The sequence below is a fragment of the Kribbella shirazensis genome, assembly GCF_011761605.1.
In the GTDB taxonomy this organism is placed as follows: Bacteria; Actinomycetota; Actinomycetes; order Propionibacteriales; family Kribbellaceae; genus Kribbella; species Kribbella shirazensis.
Genome location: NZ_JAASRO010000001.1, coordinates 2489674 through 2505059, shown reverse-complemented (window position 1 = coordinate 2505059; position 15386 = coordinate 2489674). Strand labels below are relative to the sequence as shown.

Sequence of the window (15386 nt, the reverse complement as noted above, 5' to 3'; positions counted from 1 at the left end):
ATCAGTCCAGCCACGACCCGGCCCGCATGACCTTCTGGACGGCGTACTCGTCGTCGAGCAGCACCAGGTCCGCCCGCTTCCCGGTCTCGATCGAGCCCACGTCGTACCAGCCGAAGGTCTGCGCCGGGGTCGTCGACGCCATCCGCGACGCGTCCACCAGCGAGACCCCGGCCCGTACCGCGTTGCGGAAGGCGACGCCCATGGTCAGCGTGCTGCCCGCGATCGAGTGCTTGCCGTGGGCAAGCGTCACCAGACCGTCCTTCACGTCGACCTCGAGCGAGCCGAGCTGGTAGCGGCCGTCCGGCATCCCGGTGGCCTCCATCGCGTCGGTGATCAGCGCGATCCGGTTCACCCCGGCCGCCGCGAGCGCGACCCGGACCACCTGCGGGTCCAGGTGCATGCCGTCGTTGATCACCTCGAGCAGCAGCCGCTCGTCGTTCAGCGCGGCGCCGACCGGCCCCGGGTCGCGGTGGTGGAACGGCCGCATCCCGTTGAACAGGTGCGTCGCGACGGTCGCCCCCGCGTCCGCACCGGCGACCATCTGCTCGTACGTCGCGTCCGTGTGCCCGAGCGCGGCGACGGCCCCGGCGTCGACGACCTGACGGATCGCGTCCAGCCCGTTCTCGAGCTCGGGCGCGATCGTCACCATCTTGACCGCGTCGCTCAGCACCGTCGTGACGTCGTCCTTGAGCGGCGGCCGCAGCAACGACGGCTCGTGCGCACCGCAGCGCGCCTCGGACAGGAAGGGCCCCTCGAGATGGACGCCCGCGATCACACCGTCGGTGATCAGCTCCGCCAGGCAGGCCGTCTGCTCGACGAGCTGGTCCAGCGGCGACGTCACCAGGCTGGCGAGCGTGGTCGTCGTACCGTGCCTGGCGTGGAAGGCCGCGACCTTGCGGGCCTCCTCCGGGTCGGTCGTCGAGTACGTCGCCCCGCCGCCACCGTGGGTGTGGATGTCGACGAACCCCGGGACGACCGTCACGTTGCCGAGGTCCTCGGGCCGCTTGCCGTCGGCCGGCATCCCCTCGGACCGGCGGCCGAACGCGCGGATGTCCTCGTCGACCACCTGGATCCAGGCGTTCTCCAGCACGTCGTCCGGCGTCACCACGCGACCCACGCGGTACGTCGTCATCGCTGTTCCTCCTCGTCGGCGCCGGCGCGGTCCCAGGCCATCTGCGCGGCGCCGAGCATGCCGGCTTCCTCACCCAGCACCGCCGCCACGATCTCCGGCTCGCGCTGGAACGTCAATCGCGCGTGCACACCTTCGCGCAGCGGCTGCAGCAGCGTCTCGCCGGCGCCCACCAGACCGCCGCCGATCGCGATCCGGGTCGGCGCGACCAGGGTCGTGTAGAGGACCAGCGCGTCAACCAGAGCAGCGAGCGCGTCGTGCCAGACCTGCGCGGCGTCCGGATCGCCGGCCGCCAGCAGCTGCATCACCTCACGGGCGCCGTCGACGGTCCGGCCGGTGCGCGCGGTGTAGCGCCGGGCCATCGCGGCCGCGGACGCGACCGTCTCGAGGCAGCCCCATTGGCCGCACGCGCAGAGCTCGGCGGCGTCGCCGTGGATGAACTTCGAGTGGCCGAGCTCGCCGGCGTACCCGTCACCGCTGACCAGCGACCCGTCGACGATCATCGCGGCCGCGATCCCGGTACCGAGCGGGAGGAACATCGAGTTCGTGGTCCCGGCCAGGGCGCCCTGGCGGAACTCGGCGTACCCACCGGCGCGGACGTCGTGGGCCAGCACGATCGGCACGTGGTCACCGTGGGCCGCCCGGACCGCCGCCTGCAGCTCGGCGAGGACCGGCGTACCGACCCACTCCAGGTTCTCGGCGCCGACGGTGCCGTGCTCGGCGTCGATGACCCCGGGGACGACGACACCGACGGCGCGCACGCGGTGGCCCTCGGCGGTCGCCTTCTGGCCGAGCTCGACGACGGTCTCCAGCAGCGCGTCGAGCACGGCGCGGCCGCCGTCCCGCGCATCGGCCCGGGGCGTCGGCCTGGTCTCGCGGTGCAGCACGGCACCATCGGCGGCGACCAGACCGCACTTCATCCGGGTTCCACCGAGGTCGACGGCAACCACGACTTCACAGGGGTCCACGGAGCGCCATTATGCAGCGTTACCAGGCAGTCCGAACATCCATGAGCAAAACACGGACAAAATGAGGCGGACCAGTCTGCGACGTGGTCCTGAGAACCGTGGGCAGGGAAACCACGGTTTCCAGGTGCTACGACTGCAGACCGTGATCGAACGCCGCGACCAGGAACGTGACCAGGTTCTCGGCCAGCTTGCCCGGGTCGTCCGTACCGACCGTCCCCGGCGCCGGGGCCAGTGCCTGCGACTGATGCAGCGCCAGCAGGCCCTGCATGTTCACGAACCCGAACGCGACCGCGTCCGGCGACGCCTGCGGCAGGGCCCGCTGCAAGGCGGCGAGGTACCTGCTCTCGATCGGATCCGACTCGACCGCGTACAACTCACGGATCCGCCGGCTCGGGTCGAACGCGATCCGGCCGAGGAACCGCGCCACCACGGCGCCGCGCTCGCCACGATGCAGCACCAGTTCCAGACCGGGCTCGACGAAAGCCCGGATCAACTCCTCCGGCCGCGGCGAACCGCCGGCCTCCAACTGCTCCAGCCGGCGCCGGCGTTCGGCATTGACCGGCGCCATCGCCCGCGCCACCGCGGCACGCAGCAGCGCTTCCTTCGAACCGAAGTGATAGTTGACCGCCGCGATGTTGGCGGCTGCCGCGACCGTGATGGCCCGCAGCGACGTTCCCTCGTAACCCCCTTCGCCGAACCTCTGCTCGGCAACGTTGAGCAATCTCTCCCTGGTCGTTTCGACCGGTGTTTCCACAGAGTTCTCCTTCCCCCCGGCCCTGCTCGCTCAGGCACCCCACCTGCTCACGCGCAGTAGCCTGCAGTCAGCATAGTTCAAACGGTCGTTTGAACTGGAGGGCTCAGCTCAGTTATCTCCGAGAAATCCTCAGATTTCTCTGAACCCCATTACTTCCCACCACTCTCTCCCTTCACACCTCCACCACAGCCCGTGCACGGCCCGGTGGAATCTGTTAGTGGGTTAGGCTCGTGGGCCATGTCTTCTGTGCGGTCTTCCGGGCGATCTTCTGTGCGGTCTTCGGTGCGGGTCGAGCGGCGGTTCCAGGGGCCGGAGCGGTCGGGCAACGGCGGGTACGTCGCAGGTCTGGTCGGTACGGCGCTGGCGGCACGGCTCGGTGACTCACTCGTCCCGCGGGTGACGTTGCGGATGCCGCCGCCGCTGCAGAAGGACCTGGAGATCACGGCCACAACGGACGCCGTCCGGCTGATCGACGGCGAGGCCCTGGTGGCCGAAGCGCTGCCGGTCGACAGCGAGTTCCTGGCCGACGCGACGATCGATCCCGTGCTGCCCGAAGAGGCTCGCGCGGCCGAGGCGTCGTACCGCGGGCTGCGGGACCATCCGTTCCCGACCTGCTTCGTCTGCGGGCCCGCCAACCCGGGCGGCCTGCACCTGCGGCCCGGTCCGATCGGCGACGGGCGAACGGCGTGCACGTGGAAGCCGGCCGCGGATCTGGCGACCGACGGTCTGGTCGACGAGGTGTTCCTGTGGGCGGCCCTCGACTGCCCCGGCGGCTGGACGATCGACCTCGAAGGCCGGCCGTCGGTGCTCGGCCAGTTGACCGCGTGCGTCGACGCGCGGCCGCAGGTCGGTGAGGAATGCGTCGCGCTCGGCCGCTACCTGGGCGAGGACGGCCGCAAGACGTTCACCGCCAGCACCTTGTACGACGCCGACGGCCGCGTGCTCGCCCGCGCGAAGCACACCTGGATCACGGTCGACCCGGCCGCCTTCAACTAGGCGTGTACCTCCACGCAAACAGAACCCGCCCGAAGGGCACGTAGAACCCCTCCCACCAGGGGTTCTGTATGCGCGGCGGTACGTCTACCGGGTGCGGGCCGCGTGGGCGCGGACCTTGGCGCGGTTGCCGCAGGTGGCCATCGAGCACCAGCGGCGACGGCCGCGCGGATCCAGGAACAGCCAGCCGCACGACGGGCAGGTGCGCACATGCTCGCGGGACGAGCCGGTCAGCAACTCGCCCGCGAGCACCGCTAGCTGGTGGAGCGGGAGCGCGAGGTCTTCCGGCAACTCCCAGACCGGCCCGTCCTCCGACCGGACGAGCCGTCGTCGCCCGGAGGCCTTCTCGATCACCCGGGCGGCCGACTCGAACGTGGTGTCCGCCGCCTGGCCGGTGAGTACGTCGTACAGGTCGGCGCGGAAGTCGAGCGTGGCCTGCAGCCGCCGTCCCGCCTCGGTCGCGCTGCTGCTGGCCTGCTCGATCAGCCGGATCACCGTCGCCGGCGGCAGCAGGCCGACGTACGAGCTCCACGTCAGGAAGGCGTCGTACGACGTCAGCCACTCGGTCCGGGCGGGGCCACGGGTGGTCCACTCGGACCGAGTGTTCACGAAGTCCAGCACCGGGTGCGCGCCGACCGGCTTCGGCAGGACGACGCCCTGCACGAGCTCGAGGTGGGACGGCAGCGCACTCATGTATTACCTGCGCGGCTGTGACGGCTGGGTGGTCGGCTCCTGACCGGTCTGCCCGTTCGGCTGGGCCGGCTGGGTCGGCTGCGTCGTGGTCGGCACCGGGATGCTGACGTTGCCGTTCTGCGGAATGACCATGAACTGGATCTTGCCCGACTCGATGGCGGTCTTCAGCAGGTAGCCGTTCGCCCCGAGCATCGCGACCTGCTGCTTGACCGACTGCAGCTCGACGTTCACCTGCTGGTTCTTCTGCTCCTGGGTCGCCCGGGCCAGCTCGGCACGCTGCTTGGCCTCCAGGCCGTCGACGATGCCCTTGTCCAGCGGCATCGGCTTCTGGATCGTGAACGAGAGCTCACCGCAGGCGTTGCTGCCGTTGTAGCCCGGTCCACAGAAGTAGTCGCCGCCGACCGCGGCCGGCAGCAGCCGGGTGAACTCCTTGGCCGCCGCCGACTGGAACTGGGACTTCTTCGACTCGTTGTTGTAGAGCTCGGCCCAGGTGTAGTTGGTCGCGACCGCGGCCAGTGCCCGGTCGATCTGCGGGCGGAAGTAGCTCTGCAGCATGCTGTTCCAGCCGCGCTCCTCGTAGGCGTCGGTCTTCAGGCCGATCCGCTCGTGGAACGACTTGATCACGTCCTCACTGCGGTTCAGGGTGAAGTACACCTGGACGCGGACACCGAGCCGGACGTTGTCCTTGCTGACCACGGTGACCTCGTCGGACGCGTCGGCGCCGGCGTCGCCACCGATGATGTACGAGCGCTGGTCGGCCGGGTAGTCGTAGACGGTGTCGCCGGGGCCGATCAGCTTGTTCGTCGAGCCCGGCGGGATGATCGACTTGAACTTCTTGTCCTCGACCACACCGCCGCCGTAGTGCAGGCCGATCCGGTTCGCGTCGGTGTTCGCGAAGTTGAAGATGTTGAACAGGATGATCAGGGCGATCACGCCCACGATCAGCCCGCCGATCACCTTCGCCTTCACGCTGCCACCCCGTTTCGGCTTGAGCGCCGCAGCAGCGTTCCCCAGCTTTGCCATCAGTCGTCGAGCTCCTTGTTGTTCTCCGCCAGTCGCCGCACGTCGGCGAGGGTCAGGTCGGCGGTGACCGCGACGTCCCGCGGCACCGACGGATGCGAGCTGAGCGTACGCAGGCCCTGCTCGGCAGCCGCGACTGCCCGCTCCAGCGCCCTGACCTCCTGCAGCAGTGCCCGGTGGTCGGCGTTCAGCTCGGCCAGCGTCCGTTCCGCGCTCACGGCACGGCGGTACGACGACCACGCGAACCAGGCGGTTCCGATCAACAGCACGATCGCCGGCAGTCCGAGTCTGATCATGCCGTCGATTGTGGTTCATCCGAGGGCGAAATCCAGTTGAAGGCTGCACGGCGTGGCAGTAGGTTCGCAGTACACGCGAAGGGAGGTGGTCCAACGCATGAATTGCTATCGGACTCGTGAGGTGGCGGCGGGTTGACCGCCAACCACTAGTTAGTGGGCATGTGGTCGGCCAATTCAACGCCAGCCACCGGGCCCGCGGGCAGTCAGGTAGTCCGCCTGACCCTGAGCTCGACCACCCGGTCGCGTCTCTGGAAGCGCCCGCGGGCTTTTCCTTGTCAGCGGTACAGCTATTCAGGAGCCGGGCAGTCCAGACCCAGCGCCTCGCCGATCTCGTAGAGCTGGGCCTCGAAGTACGCCCCGGCATCCGGCAGCACCCAGTGCAGCTGGCCGAAGACCTCCATGCAGATCAGGCCGTAGAGCCTCGTCCAGTACGTCAGCGACAGGTAGATGGCCCCGGGCGGCATGCCCTGGAAGTGCTCTGACTCCTGCGTCAGCTGCGCGACCAGCTCGGTGCCGAGCTGTTCGTCGGGCGGGTACGGGAACGGCTTCCAGTGCCAGATCTGTGCGACGAGTTCCTTGAACAGGGCACCGAACCGCATCGCGGCCTGATGCCCCGGCGTGTCCTCGTGGTCCTCGGCGTCCGGGCTCGGCACCGCGGTCCCGAACAGCAGCGCGAACTCGGCCGGGTGCGCCAGCGCCCAGTCCCGCAGCCCGTTGGCCAGCAGGTAGAGCTGCGCGCCCAGGTCGTCGGTGTCCTCGGTGCACCGCAGCTCCATCAGCGCGGAGGTCAGCTCGTCGTACAGGTCCGCGATCAGTGCGCTGATCAGCGCCTCATGGCTCGGGAAGTACCGGTACAGGGCCGGCGGGGTGAGGCCGAGCTCGCGCGCGACCGCACGCAGGCCGACCGCGGCCGACCCGCCGCCGACCAGCAACCGGCGCGCGGCCGCCTTGATCTCCGCCAGCGTCGCCGCCCGGCGCCGGTCGCGTCCGCCCGATTCCACCCGAACACTCCTTGACATGACTGTAGGTCGCGCCCTTAGAGTGAACAGCGTTAACAGTTAACACTGTTCACTGAGGCTCCTGCCGCTCAAATCTACGCCCTTCAGGAGAGTTTCGTGTTCGAGACGCTCGGCCGTTTCACGTACCGGCGACGCCGGCTGGTGCTCGCCCTGACCGGAGTTTTCGCCGTCCTCGGGCTGGTCTGGGGCACCGGCGTGTTCGGCTCCCTGGCGAACGGCGGCTTCGACGCGCCGGACACCGAGGCCGCGAACGCGGTCAAGACCATCGAGCAGAACGTCGGCCGCACCGGCACCGACGTGGTCGTGCTCTACCGCAGCCCGTCCGGGACCGTGGCCGATCCCGCGTTCCGGCAGTCGGTCGAGCAGCACCTGGCCGCGCTGCCGTCCGCCGACGTCACCGGTACGACGACGTACTGGAGCAGCAGGTCGCCGGTCTTCGTGTCGAAGGATCAGCGCAGCACGTACGCCGTACTCACCCTGGCCGGCGCCACGCAGGAGGAGCGGCTGGACACGTTCCACCGGATCGCCGACCAGGTCCGGGCGCCCGCGGCCGGGCTGGACACGAAGGTCGGCGGCGAGGTCGCGGTGTTCGACGAGGTGAACACGCAGACCGAGCACGACATCGTGCGCGCCGAGTCGATCTCGATGCCGGTCGTGCTGGTGCTGCTGGTGGTCGTCTTCGGCGGTCTGGTCGCCGCCTCGCTGCCGTTGTTCGTCGGCGGGCTGGCGATCCTCGGCGCCTTCGTCCTGCTGCGGGGGTTGTCGGCGGTCACCGACGTGTCGATCTTCTCGATCAACATCGTCACGATGATCGGGTTCGGGCTGGCCATCGACTACGCGCTGTTCATCGTCACCCGGTTCCGCGAGGAACTTGCGCGCGGCAACGACGTCGAGACGGCGCTGACCACGACGATGGCGACGGCCGGGCGGACGGTGGCGTTCTCCGGCGTGACGGTCGGGGTGGCGATCAGCAGCCTGGTGCTGTTCCCGGTGATGTTCCTGAAGTCGATGGCGTACGGCGGGGTGGCCGCGGTGGCGATCGCGATGGTCGCGGCCCTGACCGCACTGCCGGCACTGCTCGCGGTCCTCGGGCCCCGCGTGAACAATCTGCGGATCTTCAAGGCCCGCAAGGCGGCCGAGGATCATCACGGCGCGTGGTACCGGCTCGCGCACAGCGTGATGCGGCGGCCGGTGCGGTACGTGCTGGTCCTCGTGCCGGTGCTGCTGGTGCTGGGGATCCCGTTCCTGAGCGCACAGCTCGGCGGGGTCGACCACCGGTCGTTGCCGTCCGGGGCGACCTCTCGGACGGTGACCGAGACGCTGCAGCGCGACTTCCCGGGGGCGGGCGGGTCGGACATCTACGTCGCGGTGCGGTTGGACGCCGCGCTGAGTGATCCAGCTCCGGCGTTGGCGCCGTACATTGCCCAGCTGCGGCAGGTGCGGGACGTGGAGAACGTGCGGATCGGTGGTTACGCCAACGGCGTGGCCTCGGTGGTGGTGCACACGAAGTACACCGGGCAGGAGTTGCCGGCGCGGGACGTCGTCCGCGGGGTGCGGGCGGTGCCGGCACCGCCAGGGGCCGACGTCCAGGTCGGTGGTGAGACGGGTGCGGTGATCGATCTGCTCGACGCGCTGAAACAGCGGGCGCCGTACATGGCCGGGTTCATCGTGGTGGTGACGTTCGTGCTGCTGTTCGTTGCCTTCGGCTCGTTCGTGCTGCCGGCGAAGGCGCTGCTGATGAACGTGCTGTCGCTGTCCGCCGCGTTCGGGGCGATGGTGTGGATCTTCCAGGACGGGCATCTGTCCGGGCTGCTGGACTTCACCCCGGCCGGGTTCCTGGACGCGACGAACCCGGTGTTGCTGTTCGCCGTGCTGTTCGGGCTGTCGATGGACTACGAGGTGTTCCTGCTCAGCCGGATCCGGGAGGAGTACGACCGGACCGGCGACAACACCCAGGCGGTCGCGCTCGGGCTGCAGCGGACCGGCGGGATCATCACCAGCGCGGCGTTGCTGCTGATCATCGTGGTGGCGGCGTTCTCCACCTCGGGCATCGTGTTCGTGAAGATGATCGGGGTCGGGCTGGTGATCGCGATCGCGCTGGACGCGACGGTCGTGCGGGCGTTGCTGGTGCCGGCGACGATGCGGCTGCTGGGGCGTGCGAACTGGTGGGCGCCGCGGCGGCTGGCGCGTTGGTGGAAGTCGCACGGTTTCCGGGAGGAGCCTCAGGGCTGGAGCCGGGACAGCTCCCAATCGGAACCTGAACTGGCCCGCCGGTAGGCCAGGCGGTCGTGCAGGCGGCCGACCCGGCCCTGCCAGAACTCGAACGCCGTCGGAGCGACCAGGTAGCCGCCCCAGAAGTACGGCGTGGAGATCTCCGTACCCTCCGGCCACTGCCGCTCGTACGACGCGTACTGCAGGTCGAGCTCTTCGCGGGACTCGACCGGCTGGCTCTGCTGGGACGCCCACGCGCCGAGCTGCGACTCGCGCGGACGGCCGGCGAAGTACTCGTCGACCTCCTCGGCGGGGAGCTTCGTGACGGTGCCTTCGACGCGGACCTGGCGTTCCATCGCGTGCCACGGGAACACCAAGGCGCAGTACGGGTTCGCGGCGAGGTCGTCGGCCTTGCGGGACTGCTGGTTGGTGTAGAACACGAAGCCGCGCTCGTCCACGCGCTTCAGCAGCACGGTCCTGGCCGACGGCCGGCCGTCCGCGTCGGCCGTGGCCAGCACCATCGCGTTCGGCTCGGCGAGCCCGGCGTCCCGGGCCTGATCCAGCCAGAGCTGGAACTGCACGACGGGATCAGCAGCGACCTGATTCTCGAGCAGCTCGCCCAGCCCGTACGTCTCCCGCATCTCCGCAAGGTCCACGGCATCGAGCCTACTTACGCCCGAACCTGCTCCTGCGGTAGGCCCTCCAGAACCTGCTGCGGCCGATCGCGCGGACGAGTGGGCTGCGGCGGGGCGCCGGTGGTGTGGGGGCTGGGGGTCGAGGTTTGGGCGCGGGCGCGGTCGGGATGTGACGGTTCACGTCGGCGAGATGCTGGTCGAAGGTGGCTCGCCAGAGCGCCTGGCACAGCGTCGCCTCGCCCGCGGCCGAGCTGGCGCCGGCTGTCGAGGCCGCCCAGAGGGTGGACAGTGGTTCGAAGCCTTCGACGTCGGCAAGCAACTTCTCGATCAGGTCGCGGTCCGCGGCGTCGGCGAGGCAGCGGACCTTCGCCGGGCTCCTGCGGGTGCTGACGGTCGGGCTCGGCTGGAAGAACGGTACGTCGGTCCACGCCGGGACGAGGCGTCGTACCAGCTCGCGATGCAGTGCGTTGTCGACGCGTTGTGCGGGATCCAGCGCGAACGCCGAGCGGACGAACGAGGGGACCAGGAGGGGCGAGACGACACCGGTGCGCTCTCCCGTCGTACCCCAGCGGCGGAGGCGTTCGACGACGTAGAAGTAGTCGAGCATTGTCGCGTTCTCGATGCCTCCGTGGACGGCGGTCCGGAGTACGTGCTCGATCTGTGCGGCGACCGCGGTGCGGGCGGCGACCGACGGGCCTGCTGCCGGGATCAGCCGGGTCTGGAGGTGGTTGCCGAAGGCATGCAGCTTGTGTGGGAGCGGCAGTGCGTCCAGTTGCAGTACGTCGCGCGGGTAGTAGTGACCGTGGGCGACCTCTCCGCCTGCCCCACCGATCGCTAGATGGGCTACGCCGGCCAGCGTCGCCGGAGGCGTGTGGAACAAGTAGCTGGCGGGACGAAGGCCTTCGGCGTACCTGTGCCAGCGCAGGGCTCGGGTGACCATTTCCAGTGGCTGCGGTTTGACCTGCGGCTTGGCCACCACCGCCTTGGCCTTCCTGGTCACCACGTGGTCAACCGGCTGCTGCAGGCGAGCTACCAGCGATTCGGCAACGTCCAGCTCACCAGGCACCGCGTCGTAGCTGTTGAGCTTCAGATCGACACCTGCGGCCAGGAACGCGCCGGCAACGACACGGGAGTCGCGGCCGCCGCTCAGGTCGACAGTCGGCCGTCCCGGGAACAGGCTGCCCACGGAGCGCGCCACATCCTGCAGTGCGGCGGCCGTCTCGTCTGCTGTGTCAGGGCTGTCGGTCGACCACACGCTGGCCGTTTCGATACGGCTGACGGTCCGTTGCTGACGGTGGCCGTCAGCAACGATGTGTGTTGCACCGGGCACAGTCAGTACTCCGTCGTACGGCGTACTGTCGTCCATGAACCAGCCGCACGCGGCTGCGAAGGTCCAGCCCCGGGAGGCGGCCACCGCCGGAACGCCTGCGAACAGCAGCGCTGCGACCGGCCGATTGGACCAGATCCACCCGTCCGGCAGCCGCAGCTGGAACAGGCGGCCGACACCGATCGAGTCGGTGAAGAGGTCCAGTCGTTCCTCTTCTGGATCCAGGACGGCCATCGTGAACGGCGGCGCGACCTCGAGAAAGCTTGCTGGAGTACGCCGTACTGCCTGGCCCAAGCGCGCTGGCGCGTCGTACGGCGCCACGTCTCCGATCACCCGCTGGTAGCCGAGCGGGGCGTGCACGCTGGCGACCCGGACATCGCCTGTGTCGTGCCAGGACGGCCAGAGACACGTGCCGTCGTGCCGGTCCCACATATGCAGTCCGACCGTCTGGCCGTCGTACCCGTGGTGTTTGGCCTCGTGCTGCCAGAGATCGCCGTAGTACGCCTCGACGCGTGCTTGACCGGCGGCAGCTCGCGCGGCGCCGTCGTGCGCGAAGGTGTAGGCGATCAGCGTTTCCATGCAGAGCCTGATGCGGGCTCCGCGGGGAAAGTTATTGCTGCTGGCCCGGGTTCTGCGGCGGTTGCCCCTGCTGCGGTTGGCCCTGCTGCGGTTGGCCTGCTTGATGGCCTGGCTGCTGCGGTGGTTGGTACTGCTGCTGGCCCGGGTAGCCGCCCCACTGCTGCGGCTGCTGCTGCGGGAAGGTGGGCTGGTAGCCGCCGCGGGCGTCCTGCACCTGACCAGGCGCCTGCAGAACCTTGGCCAGCTTGGCGTCCTGCGCCCAGCGCCGGATACCGATCAGCAGCAACGGAATGCCGAACAGGATGATCGACCCGTCGAACAGCAGGTAGCCCCCGCGGAGTCGCTCACCCGGGAACTCGAAAAGCCGCAACAGGTCGACCACCTGCCGGATCGGCAGCAAGAACACGGCCAGTCCGGTCAGTGTCAGCAGGAGGCCGGCGCCGGTCGTCGCGCCGGAGCCGACCACCGGCGCCATCATGAGCACGCCGAGCACAACCGCGACAACGATCAGCAGCGCGAGCCACGGCAGCGTCTTCTCGAAGTCGAAACGGAACGTCTGCAGGCGCATTGCCAGTCGGCCGGCCGCGTACGACCCGACGACCAGGGCGATGTAGGTCGCGATGACGCCGATCACGAGCCCGAGGGCGGGGAGTGGCTTGGTCATGCACCGAGACTAGACCTGTGTGCGGTCCACCCCTTGTGAACGCGCGCCCCGGCCGGCGGGCCCGAACCGGTCACAAAACTGTCCGGTCGTCGGCGCGGAGAACTATGCTGCGGGAGCGCCCAGGGCGCGTGGGCTCTCCTGGTGGGCCCGCGTCCCGACCACGAGGACGAGGGAGTCGCATGTCAGATCCGAGGACCGAGGTGCAGCACGGGCTGGAGGGCGTGGTCGCGTTCGACACGCAGATCGCCGAGCCGGACAAGGAAGGTTCGGCGCTCCGGTACCGCGGCGTGGACATCGAGGACCTGGTCGGCCGGGTGCCGTTCGAGAACGTCTGGGGCCTGCTGGTCGACGGTGCGTTCACGCCGGGCCTGCCGCCCGCGGAGCCGTTCCCGCTGCCGGTGCACACCGGCGACGTGCGCGTCGACGTACAGTCCGCACTCGCCATGCTCGCACCCGCCTGGGGTCTGCGGCCGCTGTACGACATCGACGACGTCCAGGCCCGCGAGGACCTGTCCCGCGCGGCGGTGATGGCGTTGTCGTACGTCGCGCAGGCCGCCCGCGGGATCGGGCAGCCGATGGTCCCGCAACGCGAGGTGGACAAGGCGACGACGATCACCGAGCGGTTCATGATCCGCTGGCGCGGCGAGCCGGATCCGAAGCACGTCAAGGCCGTCGACGCGTACTGGACGTCCGCCGCGGAGCACGGGATGAACGCGTCGACGTTCACCGCGCGGGTGATCGCCTCGACCGGAGCGGATGTCGCCGCCGCACTGTCCGGTGCGGTCGGCGCGATGTCCGGGCCGCTGCACGGCGGCGCGCCCGCGCGCGTGCTGACGATGATCGAGGGTGTGGAGCGGTCCGGTGACGCTCGCTCGTACGTGAAGGGCCTCCTGGACGCGGGCGAGCGGTTGATGGGCTTCGGGCACCGGGTGTACCGGGCCGAGGACCCGCGCGCCCGGGTGCTTCGCCGTACGGCGCGTGAACTGGCCGCCCCGCGGTACGAGGTGGCCGAGGCGCTGGAGCAGGCCGCGCTGGCCGAGCTGCGGGAGCGGCGGCCGGACCGCGTACTGGAGACGAACGTGGAGTTCTGGGCGGCGATCGTGCTGGACTTCGCCGAGGTGCCGCCGCCGATGTTCACGTCGATGTTCACCTGCGCCCGGACCGCGGGCTGGAGCGCCCACGTCCTGGAGCAGAAACGCACCGGCCGCCTGATCCGCCCGTCGGCGATCTACTCCGGCCCGGCCTCCCGCCCGGCCGACTCGGTCGAGGGCTGGAATCCGGGCTGGGCCTGACGGTCCTGGCTCGGGGTGCGGCCGGTGCGGTGTTTGTACTGGCGGCTGAAGTAGGGGACGTCTGTGTAGCCGAGGGCGGCGGCCGTTTCGGTGACGGTCATGCCGCTCTCGGTGAGCAGCTGGTGCGCCCGGTCGATCCTTGCCTGGATGACGTACTGCGCCGGTGACATCCCGAACTGCGCGACGAAACGGCGGCTGAACTGGGCCCTGCTCAGCGCAGCACGGCCCGCCATCTCGGTGACGGTCCAGTCCCGGCTCGGGTCCTGCCGAAGCTGCCTGGCGATCTCGTCGACAGCAGTGTCGACCGCGCTGCGGCCGGGTTGGTGTACGGCGTCCCAGACCAGCGTGACCAGCTGCTCGAGGCACAGCTCGGCCTGCCGCCGGCCGAGTGCGTCACCGCGACGGTACGACGCGTCGCTGGTCCGGGCGAGGACGCCGAGCAGCTCGCGATCCAGCACTTCTCCCCAGCGCGGATCGGGCGCCGCGGTCGTGGCGGTCGCGAAGTGCATGCCGAAGACGAGCAGCCTGCGGTGCGGGTCGTGGGTCGCGCGTGGCGCGTCGCCGGGCTGGAAGACCGCGCAGACGCCGGGGCGCAACTCCTGGCGCCGGCCGTCGAGCTCGACCGCGCCGCGGCCGTCGACCACGCACCAGAGGAGATGGTCCGTGAGCGGGGGCGACGTCCACGACCAGCTGGGCTCACAGCGCCAGAAGGTCGGTGTGGACATCGCTTCGAGCTGGATGCGGTGCGTCAAAAATCCAAGTCCTCGCGCGAATCGTCCGTGGTCTTCGATGATTACCTAGCTGGAAAATTGGGTTCAAGGGAAGACTAGGGCAGATTCGCGGGAGTCGTGCATGAGCGTTTCATACAACGTGGACGAGCGGGCCGCCGTACACCGGGACGAGTTCGAGCGGACCGGGTACACGCTGGTGCGGGGGCTGTTCTCCGCGGACGAGGCGGAGCGGTTGCGGGAGCACTACATGGAGGTCCGGCACCGCGGGCCGCGGGCGCACGACTTCGCCGGGCACACCTCGACCGACCGCGACCCGCTGAAGCGGTACCCGCGGATGGCGCAGATGCACCGGTGGGACGAGACGTCGTTGCAGTGGATGATCGACCCGCGGATCGACCAGGTGATGACGGCGCTGCTCGGCAGGTCGCCGTACGCCGTCCAGACGATGCTCTACTTCAAGCCGCCGGGCTCTCGCGGGCAGGCGCTGCACCAGGACAACTTCTACCTGAAGGCGGACCCGGGGACCTGCGTCGCGGCGTGGATGGCACTCGACAAGGTCGACGAGGCGAACGGGTGTCTCGAGGTCGTCCCCGGCTCGCACCGCTGGCCGATCCTGTGCACCGAGAAGGCGGACACGACGGTCAGCTTCACCGACGTCACCGTCCCGCTGCCGTCGTCCGACGGCGCCGCCGTCCCCGTGGAGATGGAGCCGGGTGACGTGCTGTTCTTCCACGGCGCGCTGGTGCACGGGAGCAACCCGAACGTGACCACCGACCGGTTCCGGCGCGCGCTGATCGGCCACTACATCCAGGGCGAGGCGGAGCGCGTGGCGCAGTACTACCACCCCGCGCTCCGGATGGACGGCACCGAGCTCACCCTCGAGGTCGCCGAGGGCGGCGGCGCCTGCGGGGAGTGGACCGACACGCCCGACGGCCCGGTCGCGGTCCTCACCGGCACCGAGACGATCACCCGCAAACACGAGTAGGCCCCGCGCGTCCTGGTGGTGGGCCCCGGCCGGGCGGGGCGGGTGGGATGTGCGAAGATGGGGTGCGCTGACAGCGTCGTCGGCCTTCTA

The 15386-nt window shown here is 69.7% G+C and carries 15 protein-coding genes; 4 read left to right on the top strand and 11 right to left on the bottom strand.

Annotated features, from left to right (window positions below; translation table 11 throughout):
- Position 1 precedes the first annotated feature (1 nt).
- The 3 genes from nagA to BJY22_RS12290 all read right to left on the bottom strand — a co-directional run bounded on the left by nagA (position 2) and on the right by BJY22_RS12290 (position 2851).
- Positions 2-1132, bottom strand: a complete 1131-nt coding sequence (gene nagA, locus BJY22_RS12300) for an N-acetylglucosamine-6-phosphate deacetylase (protein WP_167206292.1) — start codon at positions 1130-1132, stop codon at positions 2-4.
- Positions 1129-2097: an ROK family protein gene (locus BJY22_RS12295; RefSeq protein WP_337758574.1), complete on the bottom strand. Its 969-nt coding sequence runs from the start codon at positions 2095-2097 to the stop codon at positions 1129-1131. The genes nagA and BJY22_RS12295 overlap by 4 nt, the downstream gene beginning before the upstream one ends.
- A gap of 127 nt (positions 2098-2224) precedes the next feature.
- Complete coding sequence (locus tag BJY22_RS12290) at positions 2225-2851, bottom strand: TetR family transcriptional regulator (protein ID WP_167206291.1); 627 nt, start codon at positions 2849-2851, stop codon at positions 2225-2227.
- Between the two features lie 270 nt (positions 2852-3121).
- Here BJY22_RS12290 and BJY22_RS12285 point away from each other — a divergent pair, with 270 nt between their 5' ends.
- Positions 3122-3847: a hypothetical protein gene (locus BJY22_RS12285; RefSeq protein WP_238350347.1), complete on the top strand. Its 726-nt coding sequence runs from the start codon at positions 3122-3124 to the stop codon at positions 3845-3847.
- Between the two features lie 84 nt (positions 3848-3931).
- Here BJY22_RS12285 and BJY22_RS12280 read toward each other — a convergent pair whose 3' ends face one another.
- The 4 genes from BJY22_RS12280 to BJY22_RS12265 all read right to left on the bottom strand — a co-directional run bounded on the left by BJY22_RS12280 (position 3932) and on the right by BJY22_RS12265 (position 6854).
- Positions 3932-4537, bottom strand: coding sequence for a CGNR zinc finger domain-containing protein (locus BJY22_RS12280; protein ID WP_167206288.1), 606 nt, complete (start codon positions 4535-4537; stop codon positions 3932-3934).
- A 3-nt stretch (positions 4538-4540) separates the two neighbouring features.
- Positions 4541-5560: an SPFH domain-containing protein gene (locus tag BJY22_RS12275; RefSeq protein WP_167206287.1), complete on the bottom strand. Its 1020-nt coding sequence runs from the start codon at positions 5558-5560 to the stop codon at positions 4541-4543.
- The gene (locus BJY22_RS12270) at positions 5560-5853 is read right to left on the bottom strand and encodes a hypothetical protein (protein WP_202891080.1); all 294 of its coding nucleotides are present in this window, start codon (positions 5851-5853) and stop codon (positions 5560-5562) included. The genes BJY22_RS12275 and BJY22_RS12270 overlap by 1 nt, the downstream gene beginning before the upstream one ends.
- A gap of 287 nt (positions 5854-6140) precedes the next feature.
- Positions 6141-6854 (bottom strand): TetR/AcrR family transcriptional regulator, encoded by a 714-nt coding sequence (locus BJY22_RS12265; RefSeq protein ID WP_337758571.1) that lies wholly within the window; start codon positions 6852-6854, stop codon positions 6141-6143.
- Positions 6855-6968: 114 nt separating this feature from the next.
- On the opposite strand from BJY22_RS12265, the gene BJY22_RS12260 reads away from it, so the two are divergent.
- Complete coding sequence (locus BJY22_RS12260) at positions 6969-9149, top strand: MMPL family transporter (RefSeq protein WP_167206285.1); 2181 nt, start codon at positions 6969-6971, stop codon at positions 9147-9149.
- Here BJY22_RS12260 and pdxH read toward each other — a convergent pair.
- Genes pdxH through BJY22_RS12245 form a run of 3 tightly spaced genes read right to left on the bottom strand, consistent with a single transcriptional unit; the run spans position 9095 to position 12288 of the window.
- The gene (gene pdxH / locus BJY22_RS12255) at positions 9095-9739 is read right to left on the bottom strand and encodes a pyridoxamine 5'-phosphate oxidase (RefSeq protein ID WP_337758570.1); all 645 of its coding nucleotides are present in this window, start codon (positions 9737-9739) and stop codon (positions 9095-9097) included. The genes BJY22_RS12260 and pdxH overlap by 55 nt on opposite strands.
- A gap of 10 nt (positions 9740-9749) precedes the next feature.
- Positions 9750-11624 (bottom strand): asparagine synthetase B family protein, encoded by a 1875-nt coding sequence (locus BJY22_RS12250; RefSeq protein ID WP_167206284.1) that lies wholly within the window; start codon positions 11622-11624, stop codon positions 9750-9752.
- Positions 11625-11655: 31 nt separating this feature from the next.
- Positions 11656-12288, bottom strand: coding sequence for a hypothetical protein (locus BJY22_RS12245; RefSeq protein WP_167203109.1), 633 nt, complete (start codon positions 12286-12288; stop codon positions 11656-11658).
- A gap of 179 nt (positions 12289-12467) precedes the next feature.
- Here BJY22_RS12245 and BJY22_RS12240 point away from each other — a divergent pair, with 179 nt between their 5' ends.
- Positions 12468-13580, top strand: coding sequence for a citrate synthase 2 (locus BJY22_RS12240; RefSeq protein WP_167206283.1), 1113 nt, complete (start codon positions 12468-12470; stop codon positions 13578-13580).
- On the opposite strand, the gene BJY22_RS12235 is transcribed toward BJY22_RS12240, so the two are convergent.
- Positions 13517-14332: an AraC family transcriptional regulator gene (locus BJY22_RS12235; RefSeq protein ID WP_238350346.1), complete on the bottom strand. Its 816-nt coding sequence runs from the start codon at positions 14330-14332 to the stop codon at positions 13517-13519. The genes BJY22_RS12240 and BJY22_RS12235 overlap by 64 nt on opposite strands.
- A gap of 100 nt (positions 14333-14432) precedes the next feature.
- Between BJY22_RS12235 and BJY22_RS12230 the strand changes: the two genes are divergently transcribed.
- Complete coding sequence (locus tag BJY22_RS12230) at positions 14433-15296, top strand: phytanoyl-CoA dioxygenase family protein (RefSeq protein WP_167206282.1); 864 nt, start codon at positions 14433-14435, stop codon at positions 15294-15296.
- Positions 15297-15386: the final 90 nt, after the last annotated feature.

Coding starts and splice junctions, on each gene's coding strand:
- nagA (WP_167206292.1), bottom strand. CDS start 1,132: ATGACGACGTACCGCGTGGGTCGCGTGGTGACGCCGGACGACGTGCTG.
- BJY22_RS12230 (WP_167206282.1), top strand. CDS start 14,433: ATGAGCGTTTCATACAACGTGGACGAGCGGGCCGCCGTACACCGGGAC.
- BJY22_RS12275 (WP_167206287.1), bottom strand. CDS start 5,560: ATGGCAAAGCTGGGGAACGCTGCTGCGGCGCTCAAGCCGAAACGGGGT.
- BJY22_RS12240 (WP_167206283.1), top strand. CDS start 12,468: ATGTCAGATCCGAGGACCGAGGTGCAGCACGGGCTGGAGGGCGTGGTC.
- BJY22_RS12250 (WP_167206284.1), bottom strand. CDS start 11,624: ATGGAAACGCTGATCGCCTACACCTTCGCGCACGACGGCGCCGCGCGA.
- BJY22_RS12270 (WP_202891080.1), bottom strand. CDS start 5,853: ATGATCAGACTCGGACTGCCGGCGATCGTGCTGTTGATCGGAACCGCC.
- BJY22_RS12245 (WP_167203109.1), bottom strand. CDS start 12,288: ATGACCAAGCCACTCCCCGCCCTCGGGCTCGTGATCGGCGTCATCGCG.
- BJY22_RS12280 (WP_167206288.1), bottom strand. CDS start 4,537: ATGAGTGCGCTGCCGTCCCACCTCGAGCTCGTGCAGGGCGTCGTCCTG.